This is a genomic window from Streptomyces sp. NPDC030021, assembly GCF_055574035.1.
In genome coordinates this window covers 1-9,322 of the sequence record NZ_JBVIAH010000001.1, presented here as the reverse complement: position 1 = coordinate 9,322, position 9,322 = coordinate 1, and the positions used below count along the sequence as shown (strand labels likewise).

Genomic DNA, 9,322 nt, shown 5'->3' with positions numbered 1-9,322 from the left:
TGTTTCCGTTCGTGGGGGGGGACCGTCCGGGGGGGGTTTGTGGGGGGGGGGGGGGGGGGGGGCCTCCGTCCCCCCCCCCCCCCCCCCCCCCCCCCCCCGGCCCGCCCGCAGGATCAGGCGAGCGCCGCGGCCGCCGTGAGCATCCGCTCTCCGGCCCGGTCGTGCCGCGGCGCCGGGGGCTCCGGCGCCGGCTCGGCCGTACGGGTGTCCGTCAGGAGCGCGATCAGGGAGGTACGGGCGCGGGCGACGCGGGAGCGGACCGTACCGATCGGGCAGCCGACGGCAGTTGCCGCCTCGGCGTAGGACAGGCCCAGCAACTGGGTCAGGACCAGGGCCTCCCGGCGTTCGGACGGGATCACGGCGAGCAGTTCCGCCAGGGCGACGCCGTCCTCGAAGCCCGGCACGTCGTACGGCTGGGCCTGCTCGGCGGCCGTCTGCCAGTCGCAGCGGTCCGAGAGTCTCGGCCGGGCGGCCGCGTGGCGCAGGCTGTCCACGACCGTGCGGCGGGCTATGGACAGCAGCCAGGTGCGCGCGGAGGAACGGCCCTCGAACCGGTGCAGGCTCGCCAGCGCGCGGAGGAAGACGTCCTGCGTGAGGTCGTCGGCCGCCTGGGTGTCGGCGCTGAGGTAGGCCACGTAGCGCCAGACGTCGCGGTGGAGGGCGCGCACGAACCGGTCGGTCTTCACGGGATCGCCGTCGCGGGCGTCCAGCGCCAGCCGGGTCACCGCCGCGTCGGAGTCGGGGGTGCGCCGGGCCGGCCGGTCGCCGGCGGTACAGGAAGGGGTCGTCAGGGCAGCAGTCATCGCCACAAGGTCCTTACGGGCAAGGGGAGTCCGGCGCCGCGAGCGGCGGGGCCGGTGAGGGGTACGGCCTGCCGGAAGGCATGGCCGAGGCCCGAGGCGCGGGGTGCGGGTGCGAGAGCGGTCGCGGACGCGGCTCGGGGAACCAGCTGTCAGAGGACAGCGGTTCCCGCCGGCGGACCCCGTGAGGTGATGGCGTGTACGAGGAAGAGCCGGCGCGGCGCGCGGTGCCGGCGCCGGCGGCGGAACCGGACGGGCGGCCGGTGCGCGGGTACCGCCGTACGGAGCAGCAGGCGCAGCGGAGTCCACAGGCGCCCGGCGACGGCGCGCACCACGCGGAAGACGGCCCGCTCGCCGTGGGCGAGCCACAGCCCGCACAGCGCGGCGGCCAGCAGGTGCGCGGCCAGCATGCCCGCCGGGGACATGGCGGCCGCCTCGTGCACACCGCCCGGCAGCGGCCCGCCGGTCGCACCACCATGCGCGCCGGTCACGCCGGTCACGGCGGACGCGGCGTCCGCCGTCCCGTGCAGGGCGTGGTGCAGGTGGGCAGGCGCCCCCGGCATCCCGGCGCCGGGCGGCTGCGACATCCGCATCATCGACGACATCGACGGCATCTGCCCGGATCCGCTTGGCGCGGCCGCCCCGGCGAGGGACTGGGACAGGGTGAATCCGGTGTGGAGCACCGCCTGGACGGCGACGGCCGCCGTCGTCACGGCGAGCAGCCCGCGTTCCCGGCCCGCGAGGGCCCAGGCCGTCGCCGCCGTGCCCGGAAAGGCGACGGACAAGGCCCACCAGGGCACCGCCACACCCGACATGAGCAGGTGTCCGGTGGCCGCGAGCAGCACACAGAGGGCTGCGAACATCGCAGCCCGTAGGGCGCGTAGAAAGCGGACCGGGTTCATGAAGGGCTCATCCTTGCACCGGCCTCCCGAGCCGCACATCAGGGTGCGCACTTCCGGACAAGTTCCCGCGTCCCGGCCTGTCATGGCCGGGACGCCCGCCTCGTGTGGTGCAGGGCACAGCGGAGGGAGGGAACCTGCCCGCCGCCCCATCCGACTGCCTACCCGCTCGGTCGAAGAGTTCAACGTCCTGGGAAGGGAGACTTCGTGACGGCGGAGGGGACGGCGTCCGCATCGCCGGCGGAGGAGGACGGCGCGGCGGGGCGGCAGTTGACCGCGCTGCTGACCTGCGCCATGGCGTTCTCGATGCTGCAGCTGTTCCTCCTCGGGGCGCTGGGCCCGCGCCTGGTGACCGAACTCGGCGTGTCCCCGGCCGTGCTGGGGCTGACGACCACGATCGGCTTCGGGACCGCCGCCGTGCTGTCCCCGGCGGGCGGCCGGATCGTGGACCGGATCGGTCCGCGGCGCTCACTGGTGGTCCTGCTGCTGGTCTCCGCGGCGGCCCTCGCCCTGATCGGCGCCGCACCCGGCGCCGGTCTGCTGCTCGGCGCCGTCGCACTGGGCGGCGTACCCCAGGCGCTGGCCAACCCGGCCACCAACAAGGCCGTGCTGCGCGCCGTCCCGCCCGCCCGGCGGGGCGCGGTGACCGGCCTCAAGCAGTCCGGGGTCCAGCTCGGCGCCTTCGCGGCCGGACTGCCGCTCGCCCTGCTCGCGGACGGTATCGGCTGGCGGGGGGCGGTCTGGACCGGCGCCGGCGCCGCCCTGCTCGCCGGGCTGTGGGCGCTGCGCGTCCTGCCCGCCGACCCCGCCGCGCCGCCCGCGCCGCCTGCGGGGCCCCGTACGGCTCTCGTGCCGCGGGGGATGGTGGCCTGGCTGGCGGTCTTCTCGCTGTTCCTCGGCGCCGGAATCGCCTCGGTCAACACCTACCTCGCACTCTTCGGCGCGCAGCGGCTGGACCTGGGCCCGACGGCGGCGGCCGCGCTGGTCGCCGTACTGGGCGTGGCGGGGATCGCGGGCCGGGTCGGATGGTCGAAGGCGGCCCGGCCGGGGCGGGCCGAGTGGCTCCCGGGGTGGCTGGCCTGCGGGGCGCTGGGCGCGGCGGTCCTGCTGGCGGCCGCCCTGGTGGTGGGCCCGCTGGTGTGGGCCGGGGCGATCGCCGTCGGCGTCTTCGCCGTCTCCGGCAACGCCGTCTCGATGGTGCTGGTCATGCAGCGGGCCGCCCCCGGCCGCGCCGGACAGGACTCGGCGCTGGTCGCGGCCGGGTTCTTCGGCGGATTCGCGGTGGGCCCGCCCCTGTTCGGCCTGCTCGCGCAGAGCGGTCGGTACGGGCCGGGCTGGCTGCTGGTGAGCGCGGAGTTCGCGGCCGCGGCGGCGGTCGCGTTCCTGTGGGCCGTACGGGACCGGCGGGAGGCCGCGGCATGAGCGCGGGCGTCTTCGGGCCGGGCCCGGCCCTCGCGGCCGTCATGGCACGGGTGGCGGTGACCGCCGAGGCGGTCGGCCCCCGCTTCCCGCTGTACGCCGACCCGGACGACGGGCGGTGGACGACCACCGGCCGCGGCTCGTGGACGGGCGGGTTCTGGGCCGGGCTGCTCTGGCTGCGGGCACGGTACACCGGTGACGCGGCCGACCGGCGCGCCGCCGCCGCGTGCACGGCCCGGCTCGAACCGTGGGTAGGGGCCGACACCGCCACCCGCGGCCTGATCCTCTGGTACGGGACCGCTTCGGCCGGGGACGACGCCGAGGCCGCCGAGCTCCGAGGCCGCGGCGCCCGGGCCGTGCTGTCGGCCTACGACCGCGAACTCGGGCTCGTGCCCTGGGGGGACGCGCTCGGCGGGCCCCGCATGCTCGCCCGCGTGGACGGGGTGCCGGGGACCGTGCCCCTGCTGGCCGGCGCCGGACGGCAGGGAGCAGCCGCCGCGGCGGCCCACCTCCACCGCCACCTCGATCTCTGTCTCGGCGCGAGCCGGGGCCAGGGCCCCTTGCTGCGGCCCGCCCTGCGCTTCGAAGCGGCCGCGGGCTGGCAGCCCTGCGCGGACCCGCCGCCGGGCTGGAGCCGGGGCCGGGCCTGGCTGCTCCTGGCGGTGGCCGACGCCTTGCTGCGCCCGGACCTCGCGATACCCGGCCCGGCCACCCGGCTCGCCGAGGCGGCCGAACTCCTGTCGTTCGGGGACGAGTTCCCGGCCGGAGGGCTCGCAGGGCTCGTCCCGGCGGCCGACGCCGCCCGGCCGGACGGGCCGCTCGACACCTCGGCCGCCGCGATCACCGCGGTCGCCCTGCTGAAACTCGCCCGCGTGCCCGGCCCCCGGGCGGGCGCGTACGCGTACCGGGCCGAGGCGATCCTCCGCCGCCTCGCGGAGAGCCACCTCACCGGCCCGGATTCCGGACGCCCGCCCGGGATGCTGCTGGACGGCTGCTACGACGCCGGTAAGGAGCTGGCCGTCCGGCACGAGCTCGTCTGGGGCGACTTCTTCCTGGCGCTCGGCCTCGCCGCCCTGCACGGGGTCGTCGACATCACCCGCGTCTAGTACTCCGGCTGTAGATCGTGATCTTCATGGTTGTTGGGCGGCTTGTCGCTGGTAGTGGCTGGTGCGCGAGCGTGCTTGGTGCAGGCGGCGCCATGCAGACCAGCGCAGGCGGTGAGCAAGGTCGCGGGCCGGCGCAAGCAGGGCTGCGAACAGTCGTCGGATCTCATTGCAGGTCAGCGGGCTGAGCTCGGGGTTCACGGTGGTCGTGGCCCGTTCGATGGCGGCGGTGACGGCGGTGACGGCGTGCGCGAGCATGGCCAGGGTGGTCCAGCGGTGCCAGGAGACCCAGCTGCGGACCTGGTGCTCGTCCAGTCCGGCCAGGCCCTTGACGGCTTGGAAGGTCTCCTCCACCGTCCAGCGGCGTCCAGCCGCCTTGACCAGGGTGCTCAGTGGAACCGGGTGGGCCGAGTAGCAGCGGTAGAAAGCGAGTTCACCGGTGCGCCGGTTGCGCCGCACCAGCAGCCAGCGGTGACCGGGGCTGCCGGGCGGGCTGGCCATGTCAACCTGGGCCCAGTCATAGAAGCGGTGGCCCTTGGCGCCGGTGCCCGCCGAGAGCCGCTGCCAGGCCTTCTTCGGCAGGCCGTAGGCGAGTTGGCCGGCCCTGAAGACGCCCGCGCGGGTGGCGATGGGTCGCTTGCGTGAGACGGCCAGGACGTAACCGATCTGACGCCTCTCCAGCTCGGCGCTCAGGTGCGGATCGCCGCCGTAGACCTCGTCGCCGGTGACCCACGCCGCGGGGACGCCGGCATCAAGAGCTCGGGCGATCATCTCGGTGGCCAGTGCGGGCTTGGTCGCGAACGTCAGGTCGTCGGGGACGCCTGCCGCGCGGCACCGATCGGGGTCCTGGGTCCAGGAGCGCGGGATGTAGAGGCGGCGGTCGATGGCGGCGTGCCCGGCCGCACTCGCGTAGACGAGGTATACGGCGACCTGGGAGTTCTCGATCCGGCCCGCGGTTCCGGTGTACTGGCGCTGGACCCCGACGCTCGCGGTGCCCTTCTTCAGGTCCCCGGTCTCGCCAACAACCAGTACGGCGTCCTCGTCGCCGAGGTGCTCGACTACGAAGTCCCGTATGTCGTCGCGGACTTCGTCGGCATCCCAGCGGGCCGGCTGAGAAAGTGCTGCATGCCGGCCGGACTGGCGTCACCGGCGTGCTCGGCGATCGTCCAGCAGTTCTTCCTCGGCAGGTCCGCGAGCAGCCCCAGCACGAACGCCCTCGCCCGGCGGCGCGGTTCCACCCGGGCGAACCGGCCCGCCACCTTGCCCATCAGGCCATCGAATACAGATTGCCACCGGGCAAGGTTTACGCCGTGGCCCGCGGCCACCGGCTGATCTTCGTTTGTCGACACAACTCACGATGATCAACGGTGGCTGCCCTCAGAGGAGACCGACCTCACTCAGCACGATCAAGGCCAGCGTCAGACCGGCTGTCCGCTGTCAGAGGGTGGCAGCACGCAGCACGACCAGGGCGACGGAGGCCATGGTGAGGACCACCGCCGGAGACGCGCCCTTGCGGTCGCCGACGCGCAGGTGGAAGGCGACCGCCCCGGCGAAATAGAGCGTCAGGCCGATCGCGGCGGCGATTCCGATGGGTCCCCACCAGAGTCCGGCGATCGCACCGGCCGCGCCCGCGATCTGAGCGCCGATCAGGAAAGCCATCATGCTCTGCGGCACTCCGAGGGTGGACATCTGCTCGGTGATGTGCCGCGTCCGCAGAGACTTGGCCCCAGCCGATACCAGGAGAAGCGCCGACATGAACACGGTGACGACGGCAAGGGAGACGAACATGGCTGAAACCTCAATCATGCGAGATGCGAGTAAGGGGCGTGCGCACCTCGACGACGATAGGCGGCCACCAGGTACCTCCAGGTAACCTTCGGGGCATGAGCCTGCGACCCGGAATTGCCTTCCTCGCCGACTGTCCCGCTCTCCTGGCCATGGAGATCATCGCCAGCAAGTGGTCCATGGTCACGCTCTTCGCGCTGACCGACGGCCCGTTGCGCCACGGCGAGCTGGTCGAGCTGAGCGGTGGCATTTCGCGCAAGGTACTGACCCAGACGTTGCGCCGGCTCCAAGCCAACGGGCTCGTCGAGCGGCACGCGTACGCCGAGGCGCCGCCGCGCGTGGAGTACGGCCTGACCGATCTCGGGCGAACCCTGGAGAAGCCCATCAGGATGCTCACCGCATGGGCGCGGGAGAACGGCGAGGCGGTCGTCACCTTCCGGGAAGCAGCCGAGGCGGCCAGGACCATCGAGGCGGATCAGGCGACCCCGGTGAAGACCCCTCCTGTTGATGAGAACCCGAGCCGTTTCTGATCAATAGAAGAGGCTGAACCTGTAAGACCCTGCCGTCGCCGGAGGCTTGGCCATCCTCGTGATCGGGGCCCTCCTGCAAGAGGCCAACGACGACCGTCACCTCAGGGTCAAGCCCCTGGTCCTGAAGGAGCTCCCGCAACCGAACCCAGAGGGCGCTCGTACCAGTCCGCAGATACTCGGTGTACTGGACGACGATGCTCGAAGCCATGAGCTCAGCCTTCCAGTCCGCCCGGCGCAGCGGAACAGATGAGGCCACCCACGATCGACGACGGGCGGCGGCAACGACAGGTCGCTCCGCAACAGTGATCAAGAACTACAGCTGGAGTACTAGGCAGTGTCTGACAAATGATCACGGATTGGTTCGCGGAGCCAGAGGGTCAGCGAGGCCAGGATGACTCCGGCGCGGTAGCGGTCGGCGAGCTTGTCGAACTGGTCGCGATCGCGCGGAACTGCTTGAGGCGTGCGTAGCATCGTTCGACCACGTTGCGGTCGCGGTAGACCTCCTTATCGAAGGCCCCCTCACCACCCGCCGTGAGCTCGGCACGCCCTGTTATCGAAAAGATATTCCGCCCCAGGTGGGATGCGGATTGCTGTCCCTGCACGCAAGATCCCTTCAGGGGGAGCACCACATGCACGTCGTCGAATCCGAAGCCCGCCCTGGGCGCCCACCCGGTGTCACCAGCCCGGGCGGGTACCACGTGGGCCCTCCTGTGCGACGGTTGCCTTGCTGTTGCTCAAGGCACATCTATGGGCTCGTAGAGCACGTCGGTTCTGAGAATTGTTTTCGTACCCTCAAGAAGCGGGGCCGAGTCGTGAAGCGTCCGATGCCAGAAGAGGAGCGCATCGCCCGGTTCGGGGCGGTGGGCGCTCAGTATTTCCTCAGGCTCTGCGAGCCGGGGCCAGTCCGAGAAGTCGCGTTGCGCAAAGGGAAGGTCGTTCTGCTTGTCGGCGATGAACCGCGTTTCTCCGCCCACTGCCTCATACGACAGGTAGACGACGACCGTCAGGTGAGTTCGCGTTCCGTCGGGGGCGAAATAGGGCGAATCGTAGTGCGGGACAAGCAATCCGCCGTGTTCGTACGTGATGAAGCGCATACGCGGATTGACGGACGCCGGCTTCCAGGGCCTTCCGTCTGAATCCGTCGGATCGTCCGGTCCTACTTCAAACGACAGAAACGTCCGCAGCCTGCGGTAGAACTCTGCCGCCAAGACTTCGGAATCAGCCGTGGCGCGGAGAGAGCCGACCGGATCTCCCTCTGCGTAGTTGGCGGCAATGCCGTCTAGACCCACCGGCACAAAGCGCTGGGCGGCGAGTTCGGCCGCGAATACCTCCACCTCAGCCGGAGTGAGGAAATGTCGAATCACCCTGGCATCGACGTGTGGGATCTCCGACTCGGTCGGGGCCCATGAGTCATCGGCGGATATTCGGCTCAGCGTTTCTTCGGAGAGGTCGAAGGGATTTACCGGCATTCCGAACATGCTTACTTTTCCGTCCTGAGGTCATTGTCGATGCCACCGTGGCCGTGGAGGAGAACAGGGTGCAGCGTGGCGGAGGGCGGAGGGGGGCTGGCGTGGCGCACGAAACGCTCCTAGCGGGTGGATTTCTCCGGGAGGAGAGGGGTTGCGCCATCCGAGTTCACACTTCGATCGACGCGCTTCTTCGCGTCGGCACGCGGCGCCACGAGCGCCGGAGTCTTCGAGGGTCTGAAGTGCACGAGCGGTGGATCGGAGAGCAGGGATCGCGCATCAGGGATCAGGCGCTGGGGTGCCGCAGCGTTGAAATGGGGACCGCCTTGTGTCGATCTCTGCCGGCGGCAGGCGGCCGCCGGACGGCTGGTGCGCGCGCCGGCATGGCTCCGGGCTCGTGCTCGACGTCACGGCCGTGCGCGCGGCGGCGGATCGAGACCCCTGGAGTCAATGCCCGCAGGGAGCGGGGGCCGCTGAGCGGTTATCGTCATGATGACGAGATTAAACTGGGGTGAACCCACAAAGCAAGCAGGACGTTCCCAATGCGGCGGAAGGGGGCGGGAGGCGGGGCGGGGACCGGCTCGGGGGACTACCGATGCGCGGTAGTCCCAAGCAGCGCTGGGCCGCTCCGTACCGGGTGACCGCACGTGCGGTGTGGGAACACCGCTGTGACGCGGTGCCAGGCCGCCCGGCGTCGTTGTCCGTTGCCAATGAAGTTAGTCGAGTGCGGTGTCCTGACCTGGTTCTCTGGTAATTGATCTTGTGGCAGGTCGAGGTGGGTTGACGGACGCGGCGTGGGAGCGGATAGAGCCCTTGTTGCCGCAGGTGGATGGGCGTGGTCGGCCGTGGCGTGATCACCGGCAGGTGGTCAACGGTGTGCTGTGGCGGTTGCGGACCGGGGCTCCGTGGCGTGACCTGCCCGAGCGGTATGGGCCGTGGCAGACGGTCTACGAGCGGTTCGCCCGCTGGGAGGCGGATGGCGCGTGGGCAAGGCTGTTGGAGCATGTGCAGGTTCGCGACGACGCGATGGGTCAGGTGGAGTGGACCGTCGCCGTCGACTCCACGGTCAACCGTGCCCACCAGCACGCCGCCGGCGCACGTAAAAGGTGCCTCTATGGTTTTCGTCAAGCCGTAGTCGGTGTGGGTGGTTGGTAGAAGGTGCCGTCGCGGAGCATGGCGAAGAGGACGTCGATGCGTCGTCGGGCGAGTGCAATGAGGGCGGCAGTGTGGTGTTTCCCCTCGCGTCGTTTGCGGTCGTAGTAGGCGCGTGACTCGGGCTGGGAGAGCGAGGCGAACGCGGCGAGGTAGAAGGCTCTTTTG

Annotated in this window: 7 protein-coding genes and 4 pseudogenes; 4 read left to right on the top strand and 7 right to left on the bottom strand. The window is 71.3% G+C overall.

Annotated features, from left to right (window positions below; genetic code table 11):
* Positions 1-113: 113 nt before the first annotated feature.
* A complete protein-coding gene (locus ACZ4YL_RS00055; protein ID WP_468112955.1) occupies positions 114-803 on the bottom strand; it encodes a sigma-70 family RNA polymerase sigma factor in 690 nt (229 codons plus the stop codon).
* 149 nt (positions 804-952) lie between these two features.
* The gene (locus ACZ4YL_RS00050; RefSeq protein ID WP_468112954.1) at positions 953-1,702 is read right to left on the bottom strand and encodes a hypothetical protein; all 750 of its coding nucleotides are present in this window, start codon (positions 1,700-1,702) and stop codon (positions 953-955) included.
* Positions 1,703-1,906: 204 nt separating this feature from the next.
* On the opposite strand from ACZ4YL_RS00050, the gene ACZ4YL_RS00045 reads away from it, so the two are divergent.
* Together ACZ4YL_RS00045 and ACZ4YL_RS00040 are read left to right on the top strand one after the other, a co-directional pair.
* Positions 1,907-3,121 (top strand): MFS transporter, encoded by a 1,215-nt coding sequence (locus tag ACZ4YL_RS00045; protein WP_468112953.1) that lies wholly within the window; start codon positions 1,907-1,909, stop codon positions 3,119-3,121.
* Positions 3,118-4,224: a sugar ABC transporter permease gene (locus ACZ4YL_RS00040; protein WP_468112952.1), complete on the top strand. Its 1,107-nt coding sequence runs from the start codon at positions 3,118-3,120 to the stop codon at positions 4,222-4,224. Before ACZ4YL_RS00045 ends, ACZ4YL_RS00040 begins: the two co-directional genes overlap by 4 nt.
* 24 nt (positions 4,225-4,248) lie before the next feature.
* On the opposite strand, the pseudogene ACZ4YL_RS00035 reads toward ACZ4YL_RS00040, so the two are convergent.
* Both ACZ4YL_RS00035 and ACZ4YL_RS00030 read right to left on the bottom strand, forming a co-directional pair.
* Positions 4,249-5,489, bottom strand: a pseudogene (locus tag ACZ4YL_RS00035) (IS701 family transposase).
* Between the two features lie 169 nt (positions 5,490-5,658).
* Positions 5,659-6,009: a DoxX family protein gene (locus tag ACZ4YL_RS00030; protein ID WP_468112951.1), complete on the bottom strand. Its 351-nt coding sequence runs from the start codon at positions 6,007-6,009 to the stop codon at positions 5,659-5,661.
* 95 nt (positions 6,010-6,104) lie between these two features.
* Between ACZ4YL_RS00030 and ACZ4YL_RS00025 the strand changes: the two genes are divergently transcribed.
* Positions 6,105-6,536: a winged helix-turn-helix transcriptional regulator gene (locus tag ACZ4YL_RS00025; protein WP_266607114.1), complete on the top strand. Its 432-nt coding sequence runs from the start codon at positions 6,105-6,107 to the stop codon at positions 6,534-6,536.
* Between the two features lie 327 nt (positions 6,537-6,863).
* On the opposite strand, the pseudogene ACZ4YL_RS00020 reads toward ACZ4YL_RS00025, so the two are convergent.
* Together ACZ4YL_RS00020 and ACZ4YL_RS00015 are read right to left on the bottom strand one after the other, a co-directional pair.
* Positions 6,864-7,066: pseudogene (locus tag ACZ4YL_RS00020) on the bottom strand (IS5/IS1182 family transposase); the annotation flags it as partial.
* Between the two features lie 204 nt (positions 7,067-7,270).
* A complete protein-coding gene (locus tag ACZ4YL_RS00015) occupies positions 7,271-8,014 on the bottom strand; it encodes a 2OG-Fe(II) oxygenase (protein WP_468112950.1) in 744 nt (247 codons plus the stop codon).
* A 750-nt stretch (positions 8,015-8,764) separates the two neighbouring features.
* Between ACZ4YL_RS00015 and ACZ4YL_RS00010 the strand changes: the two are divergent.
* Positions 8,765-9,109: pseudogene (locus tag ACZ4YL_RS00010) on the top strand (IS5 family transposase); the annotation flags it as partial.
* A 17-nt stretch (positions 9,110-9,126) separates the two neighbouring features.
* Here ACZ4YL_RS00010 and ACZ4YL_RS00005 read toward each other — a convergent pair.
* A pseudogene (locus tag ACZ4YL_RS00005) lies at positions 9,127-9,322 on the bottom strand (IS110 family transposase); the annotation flags it as partial.

Excerpts from the sequence above, each read along its gene's own strand:
- ACZ4YL_RS00040 (WP_468112952.1), top strand. The coding sequence starts at position 3,118 with ATGAGCGCGGGCGTCTTCGGGCCGGGCCCGGCCCTCGCGGCCGTCATG.
- ACZ4YL_RS00015 (WP_468112950.1), bottom strand. The coding sequence starts at position 8,014 with ATGTTCGGAATGCCGGTAAATCCCTTCGACCTCTCCGAAGAAACGCTG.
- ACZ4YL_RS00025 (WP_266607114.1), top strand. The coding sequence starts at position 6,105 with ATGAGCCTGCGACCCGGAATTGCCTTCCTCGCCGACTGTCCCGCTCTC.
- ACZ4YL_RS00050 (WP_468112954.1), bottom strand. The coding sequence starts at position 1,702 with ATGAACCCGGTCCGCTTTCTACGCGCCCTACGGGCTGCGATGTTCGCA.
- ACZ4YL_RS00055 (WP_468112955.1), bottom strand. The coding sequence starts at position 803 with ATGACTGCTGCCCTGACGACCCCTTCCTGTACCGCCGGCGACCGGCCG.
- ACZ4YL_RS00030 (WP_468112951.1), bottom strand. The coding sequence starts at position 6,009 with ATGTTCGTCTCCCTTGCCGTCGTCACCGTGTTCATGTCGGCGCTTCTC.